Origin of the sequence: Microbulbifer agarilyticus, from assembly GCF_001999945.1 — a bacterium.
GTDB lineage: Bacteria > Pseudomonadota > Gammaproteobacteria > Pseudomonadales > Cellvibrionaceae > Microbulbifer > Microbulbifer agarilyticus_A.
This window is the reverse complement of record NZ_CP019650.1, coordinates 2572634-2598127: the sequence shown is the minus strand read 5'-3', so window position 1 is coordinate 2598127 and position 25494 is coordinate 2572634. Positions and strand designations below refer to the sequence as shown.

Genomic DNA, 25494 nt, shown 5'->3' with positions numbered 1-25494 from the left:
GCCGTGAGGCGAGAGTAATTCGGCGATCTAGCCGAGAGGCTACACAAAACCCTTTTGGAGAACTCCAAATGACCAACAAAATCATTCAGCAGCTGGAACAAGAACAGCTGAAATCCGAACTGCCAGCTTTTGCACCGGGCGACACCATCGTTGTTCAGGTAAAAGTAAAAGAAGGTAACCGTGAGCGTCTGCAGGCGTTTGAAGGTGTTGTGATCGGCAAGCGTAACCGCGGCCTGAACTCTTCCTTCACCGTGCGTAAAATTTCTCACGGCGTTGGCGTTGAGCGTACCTTCCAGACACACAGCCCGCTGGTTGACAGCATTTCTGTGAAGCGTCGCGGTGACGTTCGTCAGGCTAAGCTGTACTACCTGCGCAACCTGACTGGTAAAGCTGCTCGAATCAAAGAAAAACTGGCTAAGTAAGTTTTTCTTGTTCGAAAAAAAACCGGAGCCTGGCTCCGGTTTTTTTATGCCCGCTGTTTTGACTTTCCTGTAGAGGCTTCTGCTAGGGATTGGCGTTTGCGGTGATTGTGTAGTAAAACGCGTCAAACGCCCATAAAAGCGATAACGTTTGATCGGTTGAATGCCATACTGGGCTGGAACCTGCCCCCGTCTGGATGGTCAGAGTAAAGGATCTGGCGCGGGTTAACCGTGACGAATAACACCGGAGTAGCTCCATCATGAATTTTCTAGCCAAGCCACTGAAGCCCCTCGCCGCATTGGCTGCCACCGCCGCATTGTTGCTGGCGCAGTCTGCCACTGCTGTTGATGACGCCGTGGCGAAGCAGATTAAAGCCAAGTTGACTGCGGGTAATCCAGGAGCCAATTTCGGTGAGGTGCGCGAGAGTGCGATGCCGGGGCTCTACGAGGTGGAGGTCAATGGCGGCAATGTCTTATTTGTATCCAAGGATGGCGGTCACTTTATTGCCGGCGACCTGTTTGAGGTGACTCCTCAGCGTGTGGTTAACATCTCCGAGCAGCGTCGCGGTAAGAATCGCGCTAAGGTGATGGACGCGCAGGACCTGGGTGAAATGATCGTGTTTTCACCCAAGGGTGAGACCAAGGCCCATGTTTATGTGTTTACGGACGTAGATTGCGGATACTGCCGCAAGCTGCACGACGACGTGCCCGAGCTGAATCGCCGTGGCATTGAGGTGCGCTACTTGGCGTTCCCGCGCGCAGGACTCAATTCCGTGGGTTACCGCAAGGTGGCCACGGCTTGGTGTGCGGAAGACCCGAACAAGACTCTTACCGATCTGAAAAACCGTAAAAACGTGCCGCTGAAGGTGTGTAACGACAACCCTGTGGCCGCTCAGTACAAACTTGGTAACGAAGCCATCGATGTGCGCGGAACCCCGACCATCGTGATGGAAGACGGCACCGTAGTGCCGGGTTATGTGCCGCCTGAAACCCTGGCCAAAGCGCTGGGTATCTGATCCGCTAGGATCGTTTCCGATTGAAGTCTTTGGGGTGTTTGCCTCAGGGTGCGAGAAGGGCCAGCTTTTGCTGGCCCTTTTTAGTTTCCGGTTCTCCTGTCTAGCGACGCGAGGTGGGCTAATGTCTAAACGGATTGCTGGTTTAGTGATCGCCTGGCGCAATTTAATTGACATTTTCCCCCATATCTCAGTAAGGTTGTCGACCTTTTTTCGATTTTTACGCCAGTTATTGCGCTGTGTACCAGCTAGTTTGTAGTTGGTAGTAGTCATGCGCGGAGGGAAGTTGTGAGCGCATTCGCCGACGAAGCCACCAAGGTCTCAGAAAATTCTACATTTGCGGGCCGTGAATCCGCCTCAGATACCCCTGCGCCTGCCGCAGTGAAAATTGGTATCTGCGGTCTCGGCACCGTTGGTGGCGGGACAGTCAATGTTATGACGCGCAACAGCGCGGAAATCGCTGCACGTTGTGGCCGCTCGGTCGAGATCGTGCAGGTTGGTGCACGCCGGGATAACCCGGATTGCGATACCAGCAATATCAATGTTTCCCGCGAAATTTTTGATGTCGCCAACAATCCGGACGTGGATGTTCTGGTGGAGCTGATCGGCGGTACTACCGTGGCCCGCGAGCTGGTATTGACCGCAATTGCCAACGGTAAACACGTGGTGACCGCAAACAAGGCACTGATCGCCGAGCACGGCAACGAGTTATTTGCTGCGGCCGCAGCCAAGGGTGTGACCATCGCCTACGAAGCCGCAGTGGCAGGCGGTATCCCCATTATCAAATCCCTGCGGGAAGGTCTGGCCGGCAACCGTATTGAGTGGTTGGCGGGCATTATCAACGGCACCGGCAACTACATCCTGACTGAAATGCGCGAGAAAGGTCGCAGCTTTGAAGAGGCTTTATCCCAGGCGCAGGCACTGGGTTACGCCGAGGCTGACCCAACCTTCGATGTGGAAGGTATCGACGCGGCACACAAACTGGTGATTATGGCGTCTCTCGCCTTTGGAATGCCGCTTGCGTTCGACAAGGTATTCACCGAGGGGATCAGTGGCGTCGCCAAGGACGATATCCAGTATGCCGACGAGCTGGGTTACCGCATCAAGCATCTCGGTATTGCGCGTCGCACCGGTGAAGGTGTGGAGCTGCGTGTGCATCCAACCCTTATTCCAGAGCGCCGCCTGATTGCCAATGTAAACGGGGTAATGAATGCGGTGCTGGTCAATGGCGACGCTGTTGGCCCAACCTTGTATTACGGTGCCGGTGCCGGTGCCGAGGCGACGGCCTCTGCGGTGATTGCCGATATTGTGGATGTCGCGCGTACCCTGAATGTGCGCCCCGACCAGCGTGTACCGCTCGCCGGTGTGACCCAGGAAAGCCAGGGTGACCTGGATGAAGTCCTGTCCATGGACGACGCGGAAACCAGTTACTACATGCGCATATCCGCGTTCGATAAGCCGGGTGTGATGTCCAAAGTGGCAACCATCTGTAGCGAGCAGGGCATCAGTATTGAAGCGCTGATCCAGCACGAGCCCGCAGAAGGCGAAGAGCTGGTGCCGGTGGTGTTGCTGACCAGTCGCGCACGTGAGGCCCAGCTGCAGGAAGCGGTTAGCCAGATCGAGGCTCTGGATACGATTCAGGGGCCTGTGGTGCGCATTCGCGTAGAGCCGCTGGGCTAACCCCGCCGCGACAACTCAAACGCCGGCGAGAGGATTTTCCGTTCGCCGGTGCTCTATTCATTAAGCTATTACGCCAAATCGAATTACCGTGAAATTTATCAGTACCCGCGGCCGCGCGCCGTCCTTGAGTTTTGCCGATACCGTTCTGACTGGTCTTGCCAGTGATGGCGGTCTGTATGTGCCGGAAAAATTGCCCACCTTCAGCCGCGAGGAAATCGCGGAAATGGCTGGTCTCAGCTATGAGGAACTGGCCTTCCGCATTATGTGGCCGTTTGTTTCCGAGGATCTGAGTGAAGAGGAAATGCGTGGCGTGATTGAGCGTGCCTACAGCAGCTTCCGTCACTCCGCTATTGCCCCGTTGATTCAGACCGGTCACAACGAATGGGTGATGGAACTGTTTCAGGGGCCGACCCTGGCGTTCAAAGATTTTGCCCTGCAGTTCCTTGGTCAGCTGTTTGATCTGCTGTTGAAGAAGCGCGGTGAAAAGGTCGTGGTACTCGGGGCGACTTCCGGTGACACCGGTTCTGCGGCCATTGAGGGTTGCCGTCACTGCGAAAACATCGATATTTTCATCATGCACCCGCACAATCGTGTGTCCGAGGTACAGCGCAAGCAGATGACCTCGGTGCTCTCAGATAATGTGTTCAACCTTGCCCTAGAGGGTAATTTTGACGATTGCCAGAACATGGTGAAGGCGAGCTTCGCGGACCAGTCGTTCCTGCCGGACGGTCGCCGTCTGGTAGCCGTGAATTCGATTAACTGGGCGCGGATCATGGCCCAGATCGTCTACTACTTCCACGCGGCGCTGAGCCTTGGTGGACCGCATCGTGCGGTCAACTTCTCTGTGCCCACCGGTAACTTTGGCGATATTTTTGCCGGTTATCTGGCGCGCGGTATGGGGCTGCCGATTAACCAGCTGGTGATTGCTACCAATGCGAATGACATCCTGCACCGTTGTATCAGTGCCAACGATCACTCGCCGCAGCCATTGGTGCACAGCCTGTCCCCAAGCATGGACATTATGGTTTCCAGTAACTTTGAGCGCCTGTTGTTTGACCTGCATGGTCGCGATGGTGCGGCGGTAGCCCGTTTGCTGGCAGATCGCAGTGCACCGCTCAAGCTGGATGAAAGTGTTCTGGAGAAGGCGCGTACCCTGTTTGCCTCCGAGCGCGTGGGTGATGAGCGTACGGTTGAGGTGATTCGCCAGGTGTTTGAATCCACCGAGTACCTGCTCGATCCGCATACCGCCATTGGCGTGGAAGCGGCGCGCAAGGCGCGCAAATCCCAGGCTGAGCCCATGGTTTGCCTGGCCACCGCGCACCCGGCCAAGTTCAGCGAAGCCGTCGACAAGGCGCTGCCGGGTACCAAGGTGCCATTGCCGCACCATATGGCGGATCTGATGGAGCGGGAAGAGCGGTTACAAATCCTGCCAAACGAACTTTCTGCGGTACACGATTTCATCTCTCACGCACTCGGTTAACCGCCGCTTGAGCGGTGCCCGCGTCCGGGTAGAATGGGGGTAGCCTGCCGGAGTAATTCCGGCCCTCCAGGAACCTGAGCGACCGGATGCGATGAACGCGATTATTCGACGACGGCCAGTGGATTTTTCCTCTGGCCGTTTTACGTCTTCTACCCCCGAAATTCTCCAGCGCGTCCTGTTGGGCCGCGGCGTCCATAGTGAAGATGCGCTGGAGCATCAGCTTGCCCGCCTGCACAGCCCGGCGAATATGCGCGGTATGGAAGCCGCGGTAGCGTTGCTATCCGAGGTCATACGGAGTCAGCAGAAGATTCTGATTATTGGTGACTTTGACGCGGACGGTGCCACCAGCAGTACGCTCGCGGTGCTGGCGCTGGGCGCGCTTGGCGCGGGCCCGGTGGATTTCCTGGTGCCGAACCGGTTTGAGTTCGGCTACGGCCTGACCCCGGAAATCGTCGAAGTGGCCCGGGAGTACAACCCGGATCTTCTGATTACCGTGGACAACGGCATCAGTAGTATTGATGGTGTCGAAGCCGCGCGCGCAGCGGGTCTCAAGGTGATCGTTACCGACCACCATCTGCCCGGGCAAGAGTTGCCCAGAGCGGACGCCATCGTCAATCCCAACCAGCCCGATTGCGATTTTCCCAGTAAAAACCTGGCGGGTGTCGGGGTCATTTTCTACCTGCTAAGTCGGGTAAAGAGCGCCCTGCAAGCCGCTGGCTGGTTTGAGGAAACCGGCATTGCTGCGCCAAATATGGCGGAGTACCTGGACCTGGTTGCGCTGGGTACGGTGGCCGATTTGGTGCCGTTGGATCACAACAACCGTATTCTCGTGCATCAGGGCATCGCGCGTATTCGCGCGGGCCGTTGTCGCCCCGGTATTCAGGCATTGATGGACGTCGCCGGGCGCAATATTCAGCGGCTCTCTACCGGCGATATCGGTTTTATTCTGGGTCCGCGCATTAATGCGGCCGGGCGACTGGACGATATCGGTACCGGCATTCGCTGCCTGCTCACTCAGGACCCGGAGGAAGCCCGGGAGCTGGCGGTGGAGCTGGACGGCCTGAACCGCGATCGCAAAGCGATTGAGGCGGGTATGCAGCGGGAGGCCATGGCTGCCCTCGACCAGCTACAGCTGGCGGAGGATGGGTTGCCGTGGAGTTTGTGCCTCTACGACAGCGCCTGGCATCAGGGCGTGGTCGGTATTCTCGCCAGTCGCATCAAGGAAAAGTTTCACCGCCCGGTGATTGCGTTTGCCGATGGCGACAACGATCTGGTGAAGGGATCTGCACGCTCCATACCCGGGCTGCATATCCGCGATGCCCTGAGCGATGTGGCCGCAGCGCAACCGGACCTGATCAGCAAGTTTGGTGGTCACGCCATGGCCGCGGGCCTCAGCCTTCCGCTGGAAAATCTCCCCGTATTCAAGGAGGCCTTCGAAGCAGCGGTGCGCAATCGTATCCAGGAGTCGCAGCTGCAGGCGGTGATTGAAACCGACGGTGCACTTCACGAGGCTGAATTCACCATGGAGACCGCGGGGCTCTTGCGCAGCTGCGCCCCCTGGGGGCAGGGCTTTCCAGAGCCGGAATTTGATGGTGAATTTTTGTTGTTGCAGCAGCGCATTGTCGGAGAGCGCCACCTCAAGATGGTGGTCGCCCCCGCGGATGCGCCGCAAAAAGCACTGGATGCCATCGCCTTTAACGTGGATACCGATATGTGGCCTTCTCAGGCTGAACGCGTCTATTTGGCATTCAAGCTTGATATCAACGAATTTCGCGGCCGTCAGACCTTGCAGCTGATGGTCAGTCATATCCAGCCGGTTTGATGGTTTGCTGGTAGGCGCTTTTTATTTTGGAAATTAGATGAAACAAAAGCAGGCGAAAGCGGAATTATTACTGCTGTTGGCGGCGCTCTTCTGGGGGGTTGCCTTTGTCCCGCAGAAAATTGCCATGGCGCACATTGAACCGCTGGCGTTCAATGCGTGGCGCTTCTTTCTGGGTGGTTTGTTACTGATCCCCATCGTTTACTGGCTCGGTGCTCGCAGGGAGCAGGTGGCGATGGAGGAGGGCAGTGATGTCCTGCATTCGTGGCGCAAGTGCCTTCCCGGTGGTGCGGTGCTTGGGTTTTGGTTGTTTTTGGGGGCGGCCTTACAGCAGGTCAGCCTGCTCTATACCACCGCGGGGCGTGCGGGATTTATTACCGGTTTTTACCTGCTGCTGGTGCCCGTTATCGGTTTGTCTCTCGGCCACAAAACCAATCGCTGGACCTGGGCAGGGGTTGCCCTGGCGCTAATCGGTCTTTACTGGCTGGCAGATTTCAGCGAAGAAGCGCAGTTGATTGGCGACCTGATGGTATTTGCCAGCGCCTTCGTGTTTGCGATTCAGGTACTGTCTGCGGACTACCTGGTGCATCGCTACGATGCGCTGCGATTGGCGGCGATTCAGTTTTTGGTGTGTGGCGTGCTGTCGGCAATCGCATCGCTGCTGACTGAGCAGCCCACCTTGCAGGCTGCCTGGGATGCAGCCTGGCCGATCGCCTACATGATGATCTTCTCCACGGCCATCGCGTTTACTTTCCAGTTATTGGGGCAGCGCAATGCGGCGCCGTCCCACGCCACCGTCATTATGAGCCTGGAGTCGGTGTTTGCGGTGGCCGCGGGCTGGCTGTTTTTGAATGAGCTGCTGAGCGCGAAAGAACTGGTGGGTTGTGGCCTGATGTTGGCGGGCATGTTTGTCAGTCACTATGGCAATCACAACGGAACGCACCATTAAAGCTCCAATAACGCTCCATTGAAGTTTGGTGAGCGTTTTGGAGCGGCTATTCGATATTTGAGGTCGGCATTGGAGGTTGTGCTGAGTGATTGATTTGTCCGTATTGGCGGTATTCATCCCTACGTTTTTCTTTGTCTCGATTACACCGGGCATGTGTATGACGCTGGCGCTCACCATGGGTATGGCGCTGGGTGTCCGGCGTACTTTGTGGATGATGCTGGGAGAGCTGGCTGGGGTTGCCCTGGTGGCCGTTGCCACTGTAGTGGGGATCGCCGCGTTTATGTTGCAATACCCACAGGCGTTCCAATTATTTAAATATTGTGGCGCCGCTTACCTCGCCTATCTCGGTGTGCAGATGTGGCGGTCACAAGGGCAGATGGCACTGGCGGAGTCACCTTGTGAAATGTCGGTGTCTATTCCTGCGCAAACCCTGATGTCCCAGGGCTTTGTTACCGCGGTTGCCAACCCCAAAGGCTGGGCGTTTTTTGTTGCACTGCTTCCACCGTTTATTAATCAGAGCCAGCCTGTAGTGCCGCAGATGATGGTATTGCTCAGTTTGATCCTGCTGATGGAGTTTGCGTGCATGTTGATCTATGCCAGCGGTGGTTATAGCTTGAGCCGCTTGCTGCAGCGCGCCGAAAGTGTCAAATTGATGAATCGTATCGCGGGCACCCTGATGATGGGCGTAGGGGTGTGGCTCGCGCTAAGCTGAACGTAAACCAGTAAGGAAATCCCCGACTCAATCGCATCGGAGTTGGCGTGAGTGGGCTGAGCAAAGGAGAGCAAACATGTTTCAAGCACTGATTCGAACGGTGGCTATCGCCTCGATTGCCGTCGCTGTGGCGGGTTGTGACACCTCCCGTGATAAGGCTGCGACCGACAAACCAAATGACGCGGCGCCACCAAAGGAAGAGAAGCAAGCGCCTGCCGCGGCGGATCCTCAAGCTGCCGTCGGCGCGCACACCTCGACCGATGCCAATATGTGGGTGATGCAAGCGCGGGGTAATCGCCAGTGCGAAGGCGGCGGCCGCAGCTTGCAGGCAAGTTCGGCACAATTGGTGGAAAACGGCATCAAGGTTCAGGAGAGCCGCTGCGCCACCCGTACCGACCGCATGTATCCGAGCGTCTGTGGCGGCGCCACCGGTGATGTGCTGATCCATAAAATCCCCGCAGGGTTTCTCGATGCCGCTCTTGAACTCGGGTTCGATCCGGCAAAGCCGGGCCAGTATCAGCTGGGTGACTGTCCGCAGGAGACTACGGGAGGCGCCGCCTCCCGCTGACGCGGAGATCGCCGCCTCCCCAGCAGCAGGAATCTTGACCTTTCCCCAGGGGGAGGGCGCAAGCTGGTGGCCTGTTGCGAATAAGTGGAAGGCGAGATGAATATTTCACAGGCTGCCCGGGAAGCGGGACTGACGCCAAAGGCACTGCGTTACTACGAGTCTATCGGGCTGCTTGTCCCAGCTCGTGGCGAGAATGGCTATCGTGACTATGGCGCTGCCGACGTGGCCACGCTGCAGTTCATCCAGCGCTCGCGCGCCTGTGGCTTTGCCATCGAAGAGGTGCGTGAGCTCCTGAATCTGTATCGTAACCCCTCCCGCCGCAGCCATGATGCCAAGGCGTTGGTTGCGGAAAAGCTCGCCCAAGTGGAGCGGCAGCTGCAAAGCTTGCGCGCCATGCGCGAGACCCTCGCGGAGCTGGCAGACTCCTGCCCCGGCGATGACTCCCCCAATTGCCGAATTCTCGACCAGCTTGCCGGCGGAAAGTGAGTGTTTCCGGGGCTGGCGCTCTGCTGCCCCTTATGTCTGCGGCCGTCCTGAGGTAGAATGCGCGCCCGAATTTAACCGACAGAAGCCGACGCATCTATGGAAATCAATCCGCTTCTAAACCAGATGAAAGACCTCGAAGAGCGCACCGACGTTCTTAGGGGGTATCTTTGACTACGCTGGCAAGAAAGAACGCCTGACCGAGGTCGAACTGGAACTGGCCGAGCCCAGTGTCTGGGACGAACCCGACCGCGCCCAGGAACTGGGGCGTGAACGCTCCTCCCTGGAAGCCGTGGTGAAAACCATCGACGACCTCGATAGCGGCATCAGTGACTGCCGCGAACTCCTCGAAATGGCCGTGGAAGAAGACGACGAAGACTCCGTAGAGGAAGTCTCCAGCGAACTTGGCAACCTCCAGCAGCAGTTGGAAACCCTCGAGTTCCGTCGCATGTTCTCCGGTGAGACCGACCCCAACAACGCCTATCTGGATATCCAGGCCGGCTCCGGTGGTACCGAAGCCCAGGACTGGGCCGAGATGCTGCTGCGCATGTACCTGCGCTGGGGCGAAGCCCACGGCTTCAAAACCATCCTGGAAGAAGCCTCCGCTGGCGAAGTTGCGGGCATCAAGAGTGCCACCATCCACTTCCAGGGCGAATACGCGTTCGGCTGGCTGCGCACCGAAACCGGTGTACACCGCTTGGTGCGCAAGTCTCCGTTCGATTCCGGCAACCGCCGTCACACCTCGTTTACCTCTGTTTTCGTCTCTCCCGAGATCGACGACAACATTGAGATCGAAGTGGACAAGTCACAGGTGCGCGAAGATACCTACCGCGCTTCTGGTGCCGGTGGTCAGCACGTGAACAAAACCGACTCCGCCGTGCGTTTGACCCATATCGAGTCCGGTATTGTCGTGGCCTGTCAGAGTGAGCGCTCCCAGCACCAGAACCGCGATAAAGCGTGGAAGATGCTGCGTGCCAAGCTCTATGAGCAGGAGATGCAGAAGCGCAACGCCGAAAAACAGGCGATGGAAGAGAGCAAGTCCGACATCGGCTGGGGCAGCCAGATCCGCTCCTACGTTCTGGACGACCAGCGCATCAAGGATTTGCGCACCAGTGTTCAGACCAGTAACTGCCAGGCAGTGCTTGACGGCGACCTGGACCAGTTTATTGAAGCGAGCTTAAAAGCAGGCTTGTAACCCAAGTTTGTAACCCTAGTATCGGGCTCCACTGGCTTACGAAGTAAAAAACTTCAAAGCGAAGGCGGAGCACCGGGTATCCCTTTTCGAAAGCGTCGGCGACAGGACGTCGCCGACGCAGCGTACAGGGATGTATTCACAGCGGTTTCGAAAAGGGATACCTGGTGCTCAGCCGCCAGGGTATCCAAACAGAGCTCAGTACAAGCTACGAAGCACGCACTACACCCAAAAGACATGTGATAGATCATGAGCAACACACCAACTCCGCAAGACGAAAACAAACTGATCGCCGAGCGCCGCGCCAAACTGAGTGCCATGCGTGAGAAGGGCAATGCCTTCCCGAACAGCTTTCGCCGCGAAGACCTCGCCGCCGACCTGCAGAAAGAGTTTGGTGAAAAATCCAAGGAAGAGCTAGAAGCCGAAGGCAATACCGCCTGCGTCGCGGGTCGTATCCTCGCCAAGCGCGGCCCTTTCATGGTGATTCAGGACGTTTCTGACCGTATCCAGCTGTACGCAGACAAAACCGCGCAAAAAGATATCAAACAGCGCTGGGGCACCTGGGACATCGGCGACATTGTCGGCGTAAAAGGCACCCTGCACAAATCCGGCAAAGGCGACCTCTACGTAAACTGCGAAGACTACAGCCTGCTGACCAAAGCACTGCGCCCACTGCCGGAAAAATTCCACGGTATCGCCGACCAGGAAATGCGCTACCGCCAGCGCTATGTTGACCTGATTGCCACCCCGGAATCCCGCGACGTGTTCCGTATTCGCTCCGAGGTCATCAGCTACATTCGCAGCTTCCTGAACAACAACCAGTTTATGGAAGTGGAAACGCCGATGCTGCAGGTGATTCCCGGCGGCGCTACTGCACGCCCATTTGTCACCCACCACAACGCGCTGGATATCGACATGTACCTGCGTATTGCGCCGGAACTGTACCTCAAGCGCTTAGTCGTCGGTGGCTTCGAGCGGGTTTACGAAATCAACCGTAACTTCCGTAACGAAGGCCTGTCCACGCGCCACAACCCCGAATTCACCATGCTCGAGTTCTACCAGGCGTATGCGGACTACAACGACCTGATGGATCTGACTGAGGCCATGATTCGCGGTATCTGCACCGACGTACTGGGCAGCACTACCGTGAACTACCAGGGCAGCAGTTACGACTTCGCCAAGCCGTTTGACCGCATCAGCGTGTTCGACTCCATCCTGAAGTACAACCCGAAGCTGAAGGCGGCCGATATCGATAATATCGACAGCGCGAAAAAGGTTGCAGAAGGTTTGGAAATTCCGCTGAAGGACATCTGGGGCCTCGGCAAAATTCAGATCGAGATCTTCGAGAAAACCGTCGAGCACCGCCTCGACCAGCCGACCTTTATCACCGAGTACCCGACGGAAGTTTCCCCGCTGGCCCGTCGCAATGACGAGAACCCCTTCGTAACCGATCGCTTCGAATTTTTCGTCGGTGGCCGCGAGATCGCCAATGGCTTCTCCGAGCTGAACGACGCGGAAGATCAGGCGGAGCGTTTCAAGGCACAGGTGGCCGAGAAGGAAGCTGGTGATGACGAAGCCATGCATTTCGACGCTGACTACATCCGCGCGCTGGAATATGGCCTGCCGCCCACCGCCGGTGAGGGCATCGGTATCGACCGGCTGGTGATGTTGTTGACCGATTCACCGTCTATTCGCGACGTATTGCTGTTCCCGCATATGCGTCCTGAAGGCGCCTGATCACCTCCAGTGATGGCTTGGTACCGCCGGTAATATTTGCTGGCGGTGCCATTAGCTGGAACTACCTTTTTCTTCTTTTCTTTCGATTCCTTTCTTTCTCTCTTTTGTCGCCGTCTTTATCATCTCTCGGCATTTCATTTCTGTCTCTTCATCTTTGCCAGCGGTTGCGTAACTAAATCTTCACAACTAGACCTAGGGGTATAGTCGGGCAAAGTGTGTCCGATAATTTTTGGGTTCCCAGAGCGACTTTCGTATGGCTGTTTCCGGTAACGGCGCGCGATACGTTGATCAACGGACGAATGTGTTGAGGGGTTTATGGCCGACGAGCGATTACCTTGGCGGCAGGTTTGCTTGGTATGCCTGCTGTCTCTATCAGTCGTCGCGTTTTGGGCGACTATTACCGCCGAGCTTGTGAGCAGTGCGCACGCGCAAGAGGCGCGGCTGCAACTGAAGAATGGTGGCCCTCCGGCGACGCCACCGGGACGTATCGCTTCACCTGTTCGTGGTACTACGTATCCCGCGAGCTACTTCCCCAATACCGAGTTATTAAATGCGGATGAGATGCGCATTACCGCGCTGGGTACCGGTATGCCCAACCAAACACGGGCCGCGGTTTCCATCTCTTATCTCGTGGAGCTGGGAAATGGGGATAGCTTCCTGTTTGATATTGGCTCCGGTTCCATGGCCAACCTGTTTTCGTTACGGCCAGATTTTTCACGGCTAGACAAGGTATTTACCAGTCATTTGCATATTGACCATGTCGGTGACTTCATGGGGTTGCACATTGGCGGTTGGCTGTCAGGGCGCTATACGCCCATTCATTTCTATGGCCCCAGCGGGTCCACGCCAGAGCTTGGTTCAAAAGCGTTTGTAGAGGCCATGCAAAAAGGTTATGCGTGGGATTTGGCGACACGCACAGGCGCGCTTCCCGACAAGGGCGCAAAGATCGTGGTGCATGAGTTTGATTACATGCAGGAAAATGCCGTTGTCTACGAAAAAAACGGTGTGACGGTGCGTTCCTGGCCCGCGATACACAGTCTCGATGGCTCGGTAAGCTACAGCCTTGAGTGGAACGGGTTGAAGTATGTTTTTGGCGGCGATACTTACCCCAACAACTGGTACATCAAGTATGCCAAAGACGCCGATGTCGCATCCCATGAGTGTTTCCTGCCACCGGATGAGCTGGCTAAATATTTTGGTTGGGATTTAAAGCAGGCTACCTACGTTGCCACGAGAATTCACACATCACCGGATGCGTTTGGCAAAGTTATGTCTGCCATTAAACCCCGTCTTGCGGTGGGGTATCACTCGGTTCAATCACCAGAGAACAACGCGGCCATTATGGATGGAGTACGTGCCACCTACAGCGGACCATTGGCTCTGGCGCGTGACTTGATGGTTATCAACGTCACCAAGGATGACATCATCGTGCGCATGGCCACGGTGGATGATTATGTGCTGCCGCCAGCGGTGAGTGAAGCCTACAAAAATGCGCCGCGTACCGAGGAAAAAAGTCCTTCTGAAAAGGTAGAGGCGGGTAAATGGCAGGGCTACACACCGCCGCCGATGCCCGAGTAATGATTTAACGGGCGCCCGTCACAAGCATGCATCAACAGGGAAATATTTTCATGGACTCGGTAATGGAAATCCGACTACCTGCTCAGCAAGAAATTTCCGGTGAATGCCGACCGCTTGAGCGTGGGCTGGCACTTTCCCTTGTGTTATTAGTCACCATCTTTCTTATGCCGATTACGTCGTTGGCACAGAATGCGGAACAGGAGTCGGAAAAGGAATGGGAGTACTCGTTGACCCCCTATCTTTTTTTGCCGGTTGCAACCGAAGGAACCTCAACGGTGGCCGGTACCGAGGCGGATCTGGATCTGGACCTATCAGATGTGCTGGAAATCCTGGATATCGCGTTTGCCACGCGTTTTGAGGCGCGTCGCGATCGCTTTGGCATTCTCGCAGACCTGTATTACGTGTCTCTAAGTTTGGATCAGGGGGCAACGCTCAAACCCGCAGTGAACCCGGAGCTGGACTTAACTGCCACGTTGAATGTCGACGTCGATGTGCGCCAGGGTTGGTTGTCCCTGCAGGGCATGTACCGCGCTTTCGAATCACCGGTAGGGGCGAAGTATCCATGGGCGGTGGATTTGTCGGCGGGCGCGCGCTGGAATTACCTGAAGCAGGAAATCGATACAAACCTGGGAATCGATATTTTCCCGGGGCCGGGGATCCAGCAATCTCTGGGCGGTACGGAAACCTGGTGGGAACCGGTGGTGGGCTTTCGTACTGGCATAGAGGTATCCAGCTGCCTGACGCTGGCGTTGCGCGCGGATGTCGGTGGTTTTGGTGCCGGCGGTGATGATTTGCAGTGGGGGGTTCTCGTAGGCGCGGAGCGCGCGTTCAATGAACGTCACGCGCTGCGATTTGGCTATCTGTTCTATGGCATCGATTACGCAACGTATCGTGCAGATGGCCGCTTTGCCTACGATATTGACCAGCACGGTCCCTATTTGGCCTACAGCTGGCGATGGTAGTAGCCGGCCTCTCCCTTTTTCCCTGTTATGTCGTCAGCGCAGTAACAAACTGGTAGCTGCGGTCCAGTGTCCAGAACAGTGCAATGGCACTGCAGCTGAATGCGATGCCGGTACAGAGGGAGTGCTCCAGGCTTTCCCGCCGATTCCTGATCAGTAATAACAACGGCCAAATCGCCAGAATAATTAGTGCCTGCCCCAACTCCACGCCGACGTTAAACGCCAGCAGGCTTTGCCAGATGTTTGGCGCGTCTACTTTTAGGATTTCGTGTAACACGAAAGAAAACCCCAAGCCATGGAGCAGCCCCAGCCCGCAAGTGCCGACGACAATCCAGCGCTCGCTACGCTGCAGTGAGCCAGATGCACTGCTGTTGCGTTTGCGCCGCGTGGATATAGCCATCCATGCCGCATAAATAATGGAAAGCGCAATGCCGGTTTCTACCAGCGGTACAAACCAGGCACCGGAGGGAACCAAGCCAAAGAAGCCCGCCGACAAGGTGACACTGTGGCCCACAGTAAATCCCGTCACTCGCCACATCAGCGCAGACAGCGAGGCGGCACCGATAATCAGGCACAGAACGAATAGGACATGGTCGAGACCAGCCAGAATGTGAACCACGCCCTCGTGTATAAAGGTGGCCATGGCACTGGAAGTGGAATGACTGATTTGAATGGGCTCATTCAGTAAGCCACTGGAACGGAAAACCTGTGTTTTGCCATCCCGGTAATCCAGTATCAGATTCGCTGTTTTTTCTTGATCCGGAAGGTTTGGGTTCAGGAAGCTGGCAAGGCGATAACTCTCCCCACGCGCGATACGCAGATAGTGCAAGCGGATATCGATTACCGTATCGCCCACATACTGTTGTGGATTGCTTGTCTGGGACACGGTTTGCACATACCCCCCGCGGAGCTGTTGCTCGTCAAGTGAAAAGGCAACTTGAGCTTCTTGCAGTGTGGCAAAGTCCGGTTCACTTCCCACTGCATAGAGTCGTACATCGGTTACCAGGCCATTTAGTCTCTGATCGCCACTCTCCAACTGCAACGCAGACTCGGCAATGGCGCCCAGTCCCTGTGGGTCGGCATAGAATTGCCTGAAGTCCACAAAATGTACCAGTCGGCCTTCTTCCAGTGCATTGTGGGAATAGGGGGCTGGTGCGGGCAATACGCCGGAAGCCTCGTTTGTGCCGACCTTGTCTGCAAGTAAATAGGGCAGTGGCAGGCGCAGATAGATGGTGGTGCCATCAGCGCTATGCTCTACATGAAAGATGCGCACATTTAAATTCAGCAGGAAATGTGCACTGGCCGGCGTCGACGACGTTATCAGCGCGAAACCCAGTAGTATCAACATCCATTGGCGCAATTGTGCTACCGCGCTACTGCCCGATTTATTGGCTTGGTGTGGCATTGGCAGTGCTCCCTGTTTCCGTAGGACGATTGGACGGCTGTGTGTCCTGTCGCCAAGCTTTTTGCGGTTCAAGCGATTCGCGCATGGTGATGGGGGTGAAACCGGCAATCTTCCATGTTCCTTCATGCTCCTCGAGATCCAGCATGGCGCGGATATCCAGCAGTTTGCGATCGCTATGTCCCCAGAACGGGCCCTCATTTCTCGCCTGCCAGGTACACAGTGCGCGGTATGTTTGCCGCGGGCCGGATGAAGTCTGTTCGAGCGCCTCTATCCGCAGGTGGGAAATCTCGGAGACGTAACCGCGATCTCCGGTGATGGTCAGTGGGCGAAAAATGGGTTCTAGCGCGTCCTGGGTTGTCTTTAATGCTTGCTCTGAAACCAGTTGCGACAAGGAGTGTTCGAACTCTTTCGATTCCTGTTCAAGGTAGGCATCCGGTATTTCACTCAGCAGTGAATAAATGATCTCAGAAAATCGCTCGTTATCGGGTGACGCCGGGGCAGGCAAAGGGATAGCGAGCGAGCTCTGCATCGCCAGTGCAACACTGAGAACAATGCCCAGTGCGGGTGTGGCCAGAGCCATCACATGATCCTGGGTGTTGCGAAAGCGGAATATGCAAACGCCGAGCACGGCGAATGCGACTAGGGCACCCAGCCCTTTGCCGGATAGCGTGAGCCGTTGTCTATCAAGAGTGACGGGTCTAACCGTGGGCTCGTCATAGGATGTCAGGAAGTTCTGCCACTCGAGGGTTGGAATGGTAGGGGTCAGTTGGGTCGGGAAGGGGCCGGCGGGGTCCTGTATTAGAGAGGGTACCCGCTCCTCGAACGCACTGAACAGGTCCCAGTCTACTTCCACATTTTGTGGCAAGCCGTTCACCGGAAAGCGCGCACGGTAGCCAATCAGCAGGGCTCCCATTGGGATACTTTCATTGTCTTCCAGGGGAAGGAATCCGGTACTGGTGAGCTTCAGGAAGGTGACTTCGGTCGCCTGTGGTTCTATTACTTTTTGATCAACAGCTAGAGGATTGCGGCTCTGTAAGAATGCCTGTGCCTGATTGCGCAACTTTGATTTGAGCGGGTCATCGAGTGTTAACCAGGCGTCGAAGCTGTTACCGGACCAAGTGGCCATATCGCGAGGCCGAAAAATAATTTCGTGGCGAATTTCGCGCGATTGAATATAAAGGTAGGAATGGAGGGGGAAACGCAACTGGCGCTGAATCCCGGGGTTGATGACTTGTGTTTGCCATGGATCCTGCCGGTTTAGTCGCCACGTCACGGAGCGTGATAAGTAGGCGTAGTTGTTCACCGGCATGGCACCGTGGCTGGAGATAAAGCCGATGGTAGCTGCGCTAAAGCCTGTGTGATCCAGAGGTGGGGCGACCGTGATTTTGTCAGCGCCCGCCAGGTCATAGCGGCTGTATACCTGGAGTACTTGCTTGTCCTGCGGCATCGACGGTAATTTTCTTCCGGTGCGGGGATCAATTTTTCCAGCAAAAGGGGAATATCTGGGAGATCTGGTTGCTGCAGTTACTCGCAGGTCAACGGGGTCGTGCACGCCATTCTCGGTCTCCACCCGAACGTTGATATTTGAATGTTTATCGGCTTCAGCTACCAAGCGACTAAGGTTTTTATACCCCTTCAGCGCTGGCCAAAAATGATGTGCGTCATCAATGGAGATCTCCAGCGTCAATAGTAGATGTTCGCCTTCAAATGCAAACTCGGCAATATTGGGTGCAGTTTCTGCGCCGTTAAGGCTTAGGTAGTCGGCTGAGACCGTTGGGGTTATGGCTAACAAAAATAGCAACATGACCGTAGAAGCACTGCGTTTGGTTGTTGCCATTGGGTTTATCCGCAGTCCATGGCTGGAGCAATCTTCGCGCACGTATCCTTCGCCATTCGTTTCTCTGTCGCTTCCATGCATAGCAGGTTTACCGTAGGTCAGTTCAACTTGAGTGGCGTAAAGGCGGCAATCTTCCAGCTATTCCCCTGCTGTCGGATTTCCAGGTCCGCCCGGACTTGGTACTGGCGGCGATCACTGTGACCCCAGTAATGCCCCTCAACGGTCGCTTGCCACTGGGCAATGGTTCTGAACGCGAGGTCTCCTTCACCCTCAACCCGTTCGATATGCTGCAATGAGAAGTTGCGGAGATCACGAGTCTGTCCCAGGCCTCCTACAGAGGTCAGCGGCTGGTATACCCGGGAAAGGTTGTTGGTGATGCTTTCGTAATCGGTTGTTGAAATGAGCCTGGACAGTGCCTGCTTCAGTTTCTGTTCTTCTCTTTCCTGATAGGCTACCGCTACCTGTATTAGCAGGTCCTGGCTTGCCTGAGTTAACTGCGGCTCATTGATCTGTGCTGGTAGCGGTGTAACGAGTCGGGCTGGCAGGATAAGAAAGCTCGCAATAACGAAGATAAGGCCCACAGTGCCACTGGTAAGTGAGCGTGCCAGTAAGTGCCAGCGTTGCGGTAAGCCCCTAGTCAGAAGTATCACCAGAAAAATAGCCACAATAAGAATCGGGTACAGGGTGGGAATTTGCACCCTTGGACTTTGCACCAATACCGCACTGCCTTCAGGTTCGGAATAGTTTTTGAGGAAGTTGGCCCATTCGATAACCGGAAAATCGGTGGTTGTGTGCGTGGGGAAGGGGCCCGCCGGGTCCTGAATTAGGGTGGGTACTTTGCGCATCGTCGGGTCAAAGAGGTTCCACTGCACATCTACCTGAGAAGGCAAACTCGCAACCGCGTAGTTTTCCCGGTAGCCGATCAAGGTTGAACCCTGCTCGATAGGTTGTGATTCTGGAATCAGTGCAAAGCCTGAAACTGTTGCTTGCAAAAACACGATGCTGGTGGAATCCGGCTCTGCGCTCTTTTCGTCGATTAATGTGGGATTTTTTGCATTCAGATACTGCTTTGTGGCTTTTGTAAGCGCGTCACGCGTAGTGTGATCCAATGGCGTCCAGGCATCGAAAGGTTGCCCGTTCCATTCTGCCAGCTTACTCGGGCGTAACAGTACGTCATGGCGGACCTGGCGCGGTTCGATATAGAGAAAAGACATCACCGGGGCGCGGTTGTGACGGCGGATGTTGAGATTCTTGAAGGCGGTATTCCAAGGGTCGTCCCAATCGATCTGCAGTGTTTCTACTTGTGACAGGTAGGCAAAGTTATTGACCACGGTTGTGCCATGACGGCTGGTAAACCCAATATTGGTCACGGCAAGACCACTTTTGTCCACCGGGGGGTGGAAAGTGATTTCCTGAATACCCTGTAGGGCGTATCTCGCCTCTACTTTTAGGATCGTCTTATCGGTGGGGAAGTCGGGGAGCTTCTGGCCGGTACGCAGGTCTGTTTTACCGGCAAATGGTGAAACCCGCTTTTTTCGTTCGGCGACGGAGACACGGTAGTACGCAGGATTTAGTTTTGTATCACCAGCGCGTATTTCCAAATTGTAGTCTGCCAGTTTCTCGGCGCTATAGGCCAAGCTGGCGATGTCATTGCTTGGCGAAATCTCTGGCCAGAAGAAGGACGCATCAGAACTTGAGATTTCGAGTGTCAGCTTTAGTTCTTCACGGCCAAGTTCGACTTCTAACAGGTTTTTTGAGGTTTCTGCCCCCGTGAGGCTCACATAATCCGCATGAGCATGACGGGCAAGTGAACAGAAGACGGCTACGCAGAGTAGGCCGCAAAACAGTTGCTGAAATAGGGCGTTGCGGTTGTTCATGCTCCCAGCCAATTTGAATACGTTATTGTTATGTTGGGCGGGGCAGCCTAATACAAGCCAAGAATCTCACTGCTGGAAGGCTCCCCGGAAATGTCTGTTCGTGGTTATTTGGGTGGCTCCAGGTCAGTGCCGAAGGCCTCATTGACCTTTTCATAAATCTCGTTGATGAGATCCTGGTAAACCACTCTTCCGTCAGTGATAAATTTCGTAAAGCCAACTTTGTCTGCCGGGTCCGCAGGGAGTTTCTCGGTAAGCGAGGGTAGCGGCCAGGCGTCTTCGTTAATGACGGCCATTCTGGTGACGATGTCATCCTTGGTGACATTCCACACCATGTAGTCTGTGGCAAGTGATAGGGGGCCATCATAGGTGGAGCGGATTTGTTTTAGCACCGAGGGACTGGTGTCGAAGTCATTGTAAAAGTGGTAAGCCACGGCCATGCGCGGGCGGATGGTGCTCATAACCTTCCCGAACATGGTTGGTGCTGTGTGTACTTGGGTTCCGACATTCACCGCATCGGCCGGTGGAAAATGCATTTTGGTGACCAGCTGGATCGGGGAAATAAAGCACTCGTGAATTGCGAGGTCCGCATTCTTGGTGTATTCCAGCCACCATTTGTTGGGATAGGTATCACTGGAAAAAGCGAATCTCAGGCCATTCCAGTCGAGGATAAAGCTTACCGGACCATCCAGTGCGTGTACCGCGGGAATAGAGCGGATGGTGACGCCATTTTCCTGATAGATCACCTGGTTGACGCCTTTATAGTCAAACTCGTTGACTTCGATCTGGAAGCCCTTGGTATTGATATTGCCCTGGCGGGAGGCCCAGTCCCAGGACAAATATTTCTTCATATGTTCAACCGCATAGGCGGTGCCCCACTCGGGTTTGGTGCTGCTGGGGCCCCAAACACGCAATGGGACCTGGCGGTTACTGATCACACCGCCCACCCACAGCGCGTCCAGGTCACCAAAGTGGTCGCTGTGCAGGTGGCCGATAAATACCTTGTCGAGTTTGTCGAATGGAATGCTTAACCCGGAAAGGCGTTCCATCGCGCCTGTGCCAATATCAAAGATAAATTTATCGCCGTTGCCCAGCTCTACCAGGAAGCATGCAGCCGCCTGCTTGGGACGTGCCGAGGGCATCCCTGTACCACAGGCGGTGACCCGCATTTCATCGGCTTTCAGCTCTTCTGTTCCCGGAAAGTAGGCTTCGTGGGAGGCCGATGTCGAATTCTTACTTTCTTCCGCCTGTGCGGCTCCGGTAACAAGCAATGCGAGTGCGGTGACGACCGTTAGTGCGCCGCAAAAAATTCGAGTTAGACATTCCATGTGATCATTACTCGGATGTAGGTGAAGTTACTTTAGCCGGGTGTGGCCAATACCAGATTTTTTATCAAAGCCTGAGGTTGGCGCATCCTGCTGACTGTCAGCCACGGATACCGAGCGGCCCGGCAGGGAGGTAGATGGTTTCTGTGGAGGAGCTTCCCTGCCGCTGAATTTCCACTTCAACGGATGAACCGGGCTTTGCCTGATAAACCTGGGTGCGCAGGTCTCCCATATGGAATACGCGCTGATTGTTATAGCGAATGATTTTATCGCCGGCTCTTAGCCCGGCATCAAAGGCAGGTGCAGACTCTATGATGCTGCCGATTTCCATCTCGGTACGACCGCCAAATGCATTGAGATATTGCTCGAACTCCGCGGGATTCAGCTCCTGCTCAAATACACGACGCGGATTGCTGTAGGCCTGAATTTTTTGCTGTAGTGCCGCCGCGCGTTCCGAGCGCTTGTCCTTCATATGGTGATACTCGTAACTGTACTGCATCTGTTCGTACTGAAGGCGCTCCTGCCTATCAATGATTAGTGCAGCACGTTCGGGTGTGAAGCCGGCGTCGATCAAGCGCTTTACTTGATTTCCCCGCTGGCGACTAAAGCGATTTTCGGTCCGCTGACGGTTTCCATACGCTTGTGGGGTTGCCGCCGGTGACTGAGCCATGGACATATTGGCGCGGCGTGTTTGCGGGGCTTCGGATTCTGGCGCTACTTTCGCACTGAGTTCACTCACCAGCTCTAGAAGTTGTCCCTGGATTTTCAAGGTCTGATCGAGGGTGTTCTCCACCGAAGCAAGGCGCGCCTCAAGGCTGGATTGACTGGGATTTTCTGCGGCGAACAGTGAGGATGATTCTTTCAACCCATTCGTTTGTACATCAGATTCCCGAAAAAAAGCCATTGCGGTGCCAATTACCACGAGCAATCCAATACCTACGGGGATTCGGTATCTTCGAAACTGAGGAAGGAGATTGGGCAGGGAGCGCAGCATTGGACCACCTATAAGCTTTTATCGCGGTCGGAAAACGGAAATCTGCTGTAAATTATAGAACGATCAGGTGATTGGGTAGCTCGTTCTTGATGACAGTGGCGGGTGCCGCCTCTTTGAGTAGCTCGCCACACTTCTCAACACAGTGCACAAACGCCTCGCCGGTTTTTCCCTTCCGCACCTCGCGAATAAAATTTTCGACGATTTCCTGCCAGGCTTCGTTGGTGATTTGCTCTGCAAGACCGCGGTCGGCGAGTATTTCGACATAGTGTTCGGCCTGAGATACAAAGATCAGTAAGCCAAGACGATCCTTGGTGCTGTGCAGTTCATGTTCCAGAAACTGCCTGCGAGCAAGATTGGCAGCGCGCCAGTATTTGATTTTCTTCGGAACCAGCCACATGGTCAGTGGCCGCCAGCGGAACAGCACAGCGAGTACAATAAACAGGATCCACTGCAGGGTGAATGCTTGCTGGTATTCGATCCACCAAGGTAGAAATTGCATGAGTGGTGCAATCAATAAGGCAATAAATGCGGCCCAAAGGGTGGATATATACAAGTAATTGTCGGACTGACCGGCCAATACCGTAACCACTTCGGCGTCGGTTTTTGACTCTACCTCTTTGATAGTTTCCGAGAGGACGCGTTTTTCGTTTGCGTTTAACATAATTATTTGCAACCGCAAGGACCGTTGATATCAGCTACCAGGTTTACCAGCCAGCTGAGTTATGAGCCGGTAGAGCTACCAGCCACCGGAGGCGCCACCGCCGCCAAAACCGCCGCCCCCGCCACCGAAGCCACCGCCAAAGCCGCCGCCACCATAACCGCCACCAAAGCCACCACCACCGTAATAGCCCCCGTAACGGCCGCGGCGATAACCGCTGCTGCCGGCAGGCGCCCCCAGAACCGAGGCGCCAAAAATTTGCAGCATCACGAACAGCAGGAAGACACCCACCAGCAACGCCAGCTGGCGGTTATCGTCGCTGTCGGTGGTTTCCGGTACATACTCGTTTTGGGTGGCGGCAATAATCGACTCGACGCCGGCGGTAACACCACCATCAAAATTGCCGGTACGAAACTCTGGCAATATCTTGGTGTGGATGATGTTGGAGGAAATTGCATCAGTTAACGCACCCTCCAGACCATACCCAACCTCAATGCGTACCTGTCGGTCTTGCGGGGCAACAATCAGCAGTACGCCGTTGTCTTTGCCTTTCTGTCCGATCTTCCAGTGTCGGCCAAGCTGGTAACCATACTCCTCGATGGTCTGGCCCTGTAGATCGGGCAGGGTAACCACCACAATTTGATTGCTACTGATCTTCTCCTGTTGCTGGAGCAGCTCCGTCAACTGATAGCGCGTACTCTGGCTGAGCAGGTTGGCATTGTCGACGACACGGCCGGACAGTGTGGGAAACTGGATGTCCGCCAATGCCGCTGTTGCCCAAAAGACACCGGGCAACAGCAGGAGAAACAGGGCGATCCGCCGGATCGTCATAGCGTTTGATTCCGCCACGAGGTTAGTGGAGTTGCGTTACTGGAAGTCGACTTCCGGAGCCTTTTCAGCGTCTTCAGTGGTGGCGTGGAAGGTATCGCGCAGCGGCATATCGCTATAGAGTACGGTGTGCCAGATTCTGCCGGGGAAGGTGCGAATCTCACGGTTGTAGCGTTCTACCGCGGCGATATAATCGCGACGGGCGACACTGATGCGATTCTCGGTGCCTTCCAGTTGGGATTGCAGCGCGAGGAAATTTTGGTTGGCCTTGAGATCCGGGTAGCGTTCAACGACTACCATCAGGCGAGACAGGGCGCTGCTCAGTTGAGACTGGGCGGCTTCGAATTGCTGGAGTTTCGCCGGGTCGTTGATAATGTCAGAGTTAACCTGCATGGAATTGACCTTGGCGCGCGCCTCGGTGACCGCTTCCAGCGTCTCTTTTTCATGCGCCGCATAGGCCTGGACGGTTTTGACCAGGTTGGGAATCAGATCGGCGCGGCGCTGGTACTGATTTTGTACCTGTGCCCAGGTGGCTTTCACATTTTCATCAAAGCTGGGAATGTTGTTGATGCCGCAACCACTGAGCCCAAAGGCGATGACTGCGATCAGGGCAAGATGCCATCCGCGTCCCTTGCTGAGCTGGTGGTGTCCCTGGCGTGAATGTTTGAGAGTAGCGTTCATGCTGTCGGTCCTTTTTCCCTGATCCCTGGTCCCCGACCTCTGGTTCCCAGTTTTGTAGGTTACGAACCAGACAATAATAGTCTTCAATCCGGTTTTTTCGGGCAAGAGTTTTCCGGTTGAAGCGGTAAAGACACCTTAGATAGCTGTTAGAGAGCTGTTAGAGAGTAAGCAATGGCACTTAAAGCGACCATTTTCAAAGCGCGACTGCAGGTCGCGGATATGGATAGGGATTACTACGCGGAGCACAGCCTGACGCTGGCGCGGCACCCCTCAGAGACCGACGAGCGCATGATGATTCGCTTGCTGGCATTTGCCCTGAACGCCAGCGAAACCCTGGAGTTTACCCGCGGCCTTTCCAGCGACGATGAGGCCGATGTCTGGCAACACAATCTGAGCGGGGAAATCGAAACCTGGATTGAAGTGGGCGTGCCGGCGGAAGAGCGGGTGAGAAAAGCATGTGGACGTGCAGGTAAGGTCATGATCTATGCCTATGGCCAGCGCACGGCACCAGTTTGGTGGCAGAAGATGGAGGCAGCCACCATGCGCTTTGATAACCTGCAGGTGTTTTTCCTGCCTCCAGAGCAGTGTACGGCGCTCGCGTGTCTGGCGGAGCGCTCTATGGAGTTGACCGCCACAATTCAGGATGGGCAGCTATGGCTGGCCAGTGACACACAGACTGTGGAGATTCAGCCGCAGCGCTGGAAATAGAATTTTTAATCCCGCCGATTGGGCGGGGCATTTGAACGGGCCAGGTGATCTGGCCATGTTAATGGAGAATAAAATGCCGTCTTTCGATATTGTTTCTGAAGTCGATAAACACCAACTGACCAATGCTGTGGATCAGGTAAACCGCACCATTACCAATCGTTTTGACTTCAAGGGTGTGGATGCGCAGGTGGAGATGAAGGAGTTTGCCCTGACATTGCATGCGGAATCCGACATGCAGGTGAACCAGATGGTGGATATGTTGCGTGCGGCGCTGATCAAGTGCGATATCGACCCGCTGGCGATGGATGTGGGCGAAGAGGAGCAAACCGGCAAACTGGTTAAGATCGGGGTCACATTGAAGAATGGTCTCGACAAAGATCTGTCAAAAAAGATTGTTAAGATCATCAAGGACGAAAAACTGAAAGTGCAGGCCGCGATTCAGGGTGATTCGGTACGTGTCACCGGCAAGAAGCGCGATGATCTGCAGCAGGTGATCGCCATGTTGCGGGGGAAGGAGCTGGAGCAGCCGCTGCAGTTCAATAACTTCCGGGATTAAGGCGATTCCTGACAAACGACGGAGGGTGAGCCTTTGAAG

At 55.3% G+C, this 25494-nt stretch carries 23 protein-coding genes; 15 read left to right on the top strand and 8 right to left on the bottom strand.

The window, feature by feature from the left end; translation table 11 throughout:
* Nucleotides 1-68 precede the first annotated feature (68 nt).
* The 13 genes from rplS (at nt 69) to Mag101_RS10625 (ending at nt 14592) form a co-directional block, all read left to right on the top strand.
* Nucleotides 69-422, top strand: a complete 354-nt coding sequence (gene rplS / locus Mag101_RS10685; RefSeq protein WP_077404581.1) for a 50S ribosomal protein L19 — start codon at nt 69-71, stop codon at nt 420-422.
* Between the two features lie 257 nt (nt 423-679).
* Nucleotides 680-1435 (top strand): DsbC family protein, encoded by a 756-nt coding sequence (locus Mag101_RS10680; RefSeq protein ID WP_077404578.1) that lies wholly within the window; start codon nt 680-682, stop codon nt 1433-1435.
* A gap of 432 nt (nt 1436-1867) precedes the next feature.
* Entirely contained in the window at nt 1868-3112 is a 1245-nt protein-coding gene (locus Mag101_RS10675) for a homoserine dehydrogenase (protein WP_418287768.1), read from the top strand.
* 88 nt (nt 3113-3200) lie between these two features.
* Nucleotides 3201-4592 (top strand): threonine synthase, encoded by a 1392-nt coding sequence (thrC, locus tag Mag101_RS10670; RefSeq protein WP_077404575.1) that lies wholly within the window; start codon nt 3201-3203, stop codon nt 4590-4592.
* Between the two features lie 91 nt (nt 4593-4683).
* On the top strand, nt 4684-6414 hold the full coding sequence (gene recJ, locus Mag101_RS10665) for a single-stranded-DNA-specific exonuclease RecJ (RefSeq protein ID WP_198039971.1): 1731 nt from the start codon (nt 4684-4686) through the stop codon (nt 6412-6414).
* Nucleotides 6415-6451: 37 nt separating this feature from the next.
* Nucleotides 6452-7360 (top strand): DMT family transporter, encoded by a 909-nt coding sequence (locus Mag101_RS10660; RefSeq protein ID WP_077404572.1) that lies wholly within the window; start codon nt 6452-6454, stop codon nt 7358-7360.
* Nucleotides 7361-7445: 85 nt separating this feature from the next.
* The gene (locus Mag101_RS10655; RefSeq protein WP_077404569.1) at nt 7446-8072 is read left to right on the top strand and encodes a LysE family translocator; all 627 of its coding nucleotides are present in this window, start codon (nt 7446-7448) and stop codon (nt 8070-8072) included.
* Between the two features lie 76 nt (nt 8073-8148).
* Nucleotides 8149-8640: a hypothetical protein gene (locus tag Mag101_RS10650; RefSeq protein WP_077404566.1), complete on the top strand. Its 492-nt coding sequence runs from the start codon at nt 8149-8151 to the stop codon at nt 8638-8640.
* 96 nt (nt 8641-8736) lie between these two features.
* Nucleotides 8737-9126, top strand: a complete 390-nt coding sequence (gene cueR, locus Mag101_RS10645; protein WP_077404563.1) for a Cu(I)-responsive transcriptional regulator — start codon at nt 8737-8739, stop codon at nt 9124-9126.
* 96 nt (nt 9127-9222) lie between these two features.
* Nucleotides 9223-10318 (top strand): peptide chain release factor 2 gene (gene prfB, locus Mag101_RS10640; RefSeq protein WP_157520309.1). Its coding sequence is split into 2 segments (ribosomal slippage): nt 9223-9294 and nt 9296-10318, totalling 1095 coding nucleotides; the frame shifts between segments, so codons are not numbered across the junction.
* A 246-nt stretch (nt 10319-10564) separates the two neighbouring features.
* Nucleotides 10565-12052, top strand: coding sequence for a lysine--tRNA ligase (gene lysS, locus Mag101_RS10635; RefSeq protein ID WP_077404557.1), 1488 nt, complete (start codon nt 10565-10567; stop codon nt 12050-12052).
* Between the two features lie 315 nt (nt 12053-12367).
* Nucleotides 12368-13630: a guanitoxin biosynthesis MBL fold metallo-hydrolase GntH gene (gntH, locus tag Mag101_RS10630; protein WP_077404554.1), complete on the top strand. Its 1263-nt coding sequence runs from the start codon at nt 12368-12370 to the stop codon at nt 13628-13630.
* A 50-nt stretch (nt 13631-13680) separates the two neighbouring features.
* The gene (locus tag Mag101_RS10625; protein WP_232324991.1) at nt 13681-14592 is read left to right on the top strand and encodes an outer membrane protein; all 912 of its coding nucleotides are present in this window, start codon (nt 13681-13683) and stop codon (nt 14590-14592) included.
* Between the two features lie 25 nt (nt 14593-14617).
* Here the strand turns inward: Mag101_RS10625 and Mag101_RS10620 are convergent, their stop codons facing one another.
* The 8 genes from Mag101_RS10620 to Mag101_RS10590 all read right to left on the bottom strand — a co-directional run bounded on the left by Mag101_RS10620 (nt 14618) and on the right by Mag101_RS10590 (nt 24191).
* The gene (locus tag Mag101_RS10620) at nt 14618-15994 is read right to left on the bottom strand and encodes a HupE/UreJ family protein (RefSeq protein ID WP_198039970.1); all 1377 of its coding nucleotides are present in this window, start codon (nt 15992-15994) and stop codon (nt 14618-14620) included.
* Entirely contained in the window at nt 15975-17831 is a 1857-nt protein-coding gene (locus tag Mag101_RS18005) for a hypothetical protein (RefSeq protein WP_198039969.1), read from the bottom strand. Before Mag101_RS18005 ends, Mag101_RS10620 begins: the two co-directional genes overlap by 20 nt.
* Before the next feature lie 98 nt (nt 17832-17929).
* Nucleotides 17930-19708, bottom strand: a complete 1779-nt coding sequence (locus Mag101_RS10615; protein WP_077404548.1) for a hypothetical protein — start codon at nt 19706-19708, stop codon at nt 17930-17932.
* A 104-nt stretch (nt 19709-19812) separates the two neighbouring features.
* Nucleotides 19813-21033, bottom strand: a complete 1221-nt coding sequence (gene gntH / locus Mag101_RS10610) for a guanitoxin biosynthesis MBL fold metallo-hydrolase GntH (protein WP_077404545.1) — start codon at nt 21031-21033, stop codon at nt 19813-19815.
* 97 nt (nt 21034-21130) lie between these two features.
* On the bottom strand, nt 21131-21934 hold the full coding sequence (locus Mag101_RS10605) for a PDZ domain-containing protein (protein ID WP_232324990.1): 804 nt from the start codon (nt 21932-21934) through the stop codon (nt 21131-21133).
* A gap of 142 nt (nt 21935-22076) precedes the next feature.
* Entirely contained in the window at nt 22077-22685 is a 609-nt protein-coding gene (locus tag Mag101_RS10600) for a TPM domain-containing protein (protein ID WP_232324989.1), read from the bottom strand.
* A gap of 75 nt (nt 22686-22760) precedes the next feature.
* Nucleotides 22761-23513, bottom strand: coding sequence for a TPM domain-containing protein (locus Mag101_RS18250; protein WP_077404539.1), 753 nt, complete (start codon nt 23511-23513; stop codon nt 22761-22763).
* Nucleotides 23514-23549: 36 nt separating this feature from the next.
* Entirely contained in the window at nt 23550-24191 is a 642-nt protein-coding gene (locus Mag101_RS10590; protein ID WP_077404536.1) for a LemA family protein, read from the bottom strand.
* 171 nt (nt 24192-24362) lie between these two features.
* Here Mag101_RS10590 and Mag101_RS10585 point away from each other — a divergent pair, with 171 nt between their 5' ends.
* Together Mag101_RS10585 and Mag101_RS10580 are read left to right on the top strand one after the other, a co-directional pair.
* Nucleotides 24363-24899 carry a YaeQ family protein gene (locus Mag101_RS10585; protein ID WP_077404533.1) on the top strand — a complete coding sequence of 179 codons (537 nt, stop codon included), beginning with the start codon at nt 24363-24365 and terminating at the stop codon, nt 24897-24899.
* A gap of 73 nt (nt 24900-24972) precedes the next feature.
* Complete coding sequence (locus tag Mag101_RS10580; RefSeq protein WP_077404530.1) at nt 24973-25455, top strand: YajQ family cyclic di-GMP-binding protein; 483 nt, start codon at nt 24973-24975, stop codon at nt 25453-25455.
* The last annotated feature ends 39 nt before the right edge of the window (nt 25456-25494 follow it).

What these genes read in the sequence shown, in the direction of transcription:
- rplS (WP_077404581.1), top strand. Translation starts at nt 69, where the DNA reads ATGACCAACAAAATCATTCAGCAGCTGGAACAAGAACAGCTGAAATCC.
- Mag101_RS10680 (WP_077404578.1), top strand. Translation starts at nt 680, where the DNA reads ATGAATTTTCTAGCCAAGCCACTGAAGCCCCTCGCCGCATTGGCTGCC.
- Mag101_RS10675 (WP_418287768.1), top strand. Translation starts at nt 1,868, where the DNA reads ATGACGCGCAACAGCGCGGAAATCGCTGCACGTTGTGGCCGCTCGGTC.
- recJ (WP_198039971.1), top strand. Translation starts at nt 4,684, where the DNA reads ATGAACGCGATTATTCGACGACGGCCAGTGGATTTTTCCTCTGGCCGT.
- Mag101_RS10660 (WP_077404572.1), top strand. Translation starts at nt 6,452, where the DNA reads ATGAAACAAAAGCAGGCGAAAGCGGAATTATTACTGCTGTTGGCGGCG.
- Mag101_RS10650 (WP_077404566.1), top strand. Translation starts at nt 8,149, where the DNA reads ATGTTTCAAGCACTGATTCGAACGGTGGCTATCGCCTCGATTGCCGTC.
- cueR (WP_077404563.1), top strand. Translation starts at nt 8,737, where the DNA reads ATGAATATTTCACAGGCTGCCCGGGAAGCGGGACTGACGCCAAAGGCA.
- lysS (WP_077404557.1), top strand. Translation starts at nt 10,565, where the DNA reads ATGAGCAACACACCAACTCCGCAAGACGAAAACAAACTGATCGCCGAG.
- gntH (WP_077404554.1), top strand. Translation starts at nt 12,368, where the DNA reads ATGGCCGACGAGCGATTACCTTGGCGGCAGGTTTGCTTGGTATGCCTG.
- Mag101_RS10625 (WP_232324991.1), top strand. Translation starts at nt 13,681, where the DNA reads ATGGACTCGGTAATGGAAATCCGACTACCTGCTCAGCAAGAAATTTCC.
- Mag101_RS10620 (WP_198039970.1), bottom strand. Translation starts at nt 15,994, where the DNA reads ATGCCACACCAAGCCAATAAATCGGGCAGTAGCGCGGTAGCACAATTG.
- Mag101_RS18005 (WP_198039969.1), bottom strand. Translation starts at nt 17,831, where the DNA reads ATGGCAACAACCAAACGCAGTGCTTCTACGGTCATGTTGCTATTTTTG.
- Mag101_RS10615 (WP_077404548.1), bottom strand. Translation starts at nt 19,708, where the DNA reads ATGAACAACCGCAACGCCCTATTTCAGCAACTGTTTTGCGGCCTACTC.
- gntH (WP_077404545.1), bottom strand. Translation starts at nt 21,033, where the DNA reads ATGGAATGTCTAACTCGAATTTTTTGCGGCGCACTAACGGTCGTCACC.
- Mag101_RS10605 (WP_232324990.1), bottom strand. Translation starts at nt 21,934, where the DNA reads ATGGCTTTTTTTCGGGAATCTGATGTACAAACGAATGGGTTGAAAGAA.
- Mag101_RS10600 (WP_232324989.1), bottom strand. Translation starts at nt 22,685, where the DNA reads ATGTTAAACGCAAACGAAAAACGCGTCCTCTCGGAAACTATCAAAGAG.
- Mag101_RS18250 (WP_077404539.1), bottom strand. Translation starts at nt 23,513, where the DNA reads ATGACGATCCGGCGGATCGCCCTGTTTCTCCTGCTGTTGCCCGGTGTC.
- Mag101_RS10590 (WP_077404536.1), bottom strand. Translation starts at nt 24,191, where the DNA reads ATGAACGCTACTCTCAAACATTCACGCCAGGGACACCACCAGCTCAGC.
- Mag101_RS10585 (WP_077404533.1), top strand. Translation starts at nt 24,363, where the DNA reads ATGGCACTTAAAGCGACCATTTTCAAAGCGCGACTGCAGGTCGCGGAT.
- Mag101_RS10580 (WP_077404530.1), top strand. Translation starts at nt 24,973, where the DNA reads ATGCCGTCTTTCGATATTGTTTCTGAAGTCGATAAACACCAACTGACC.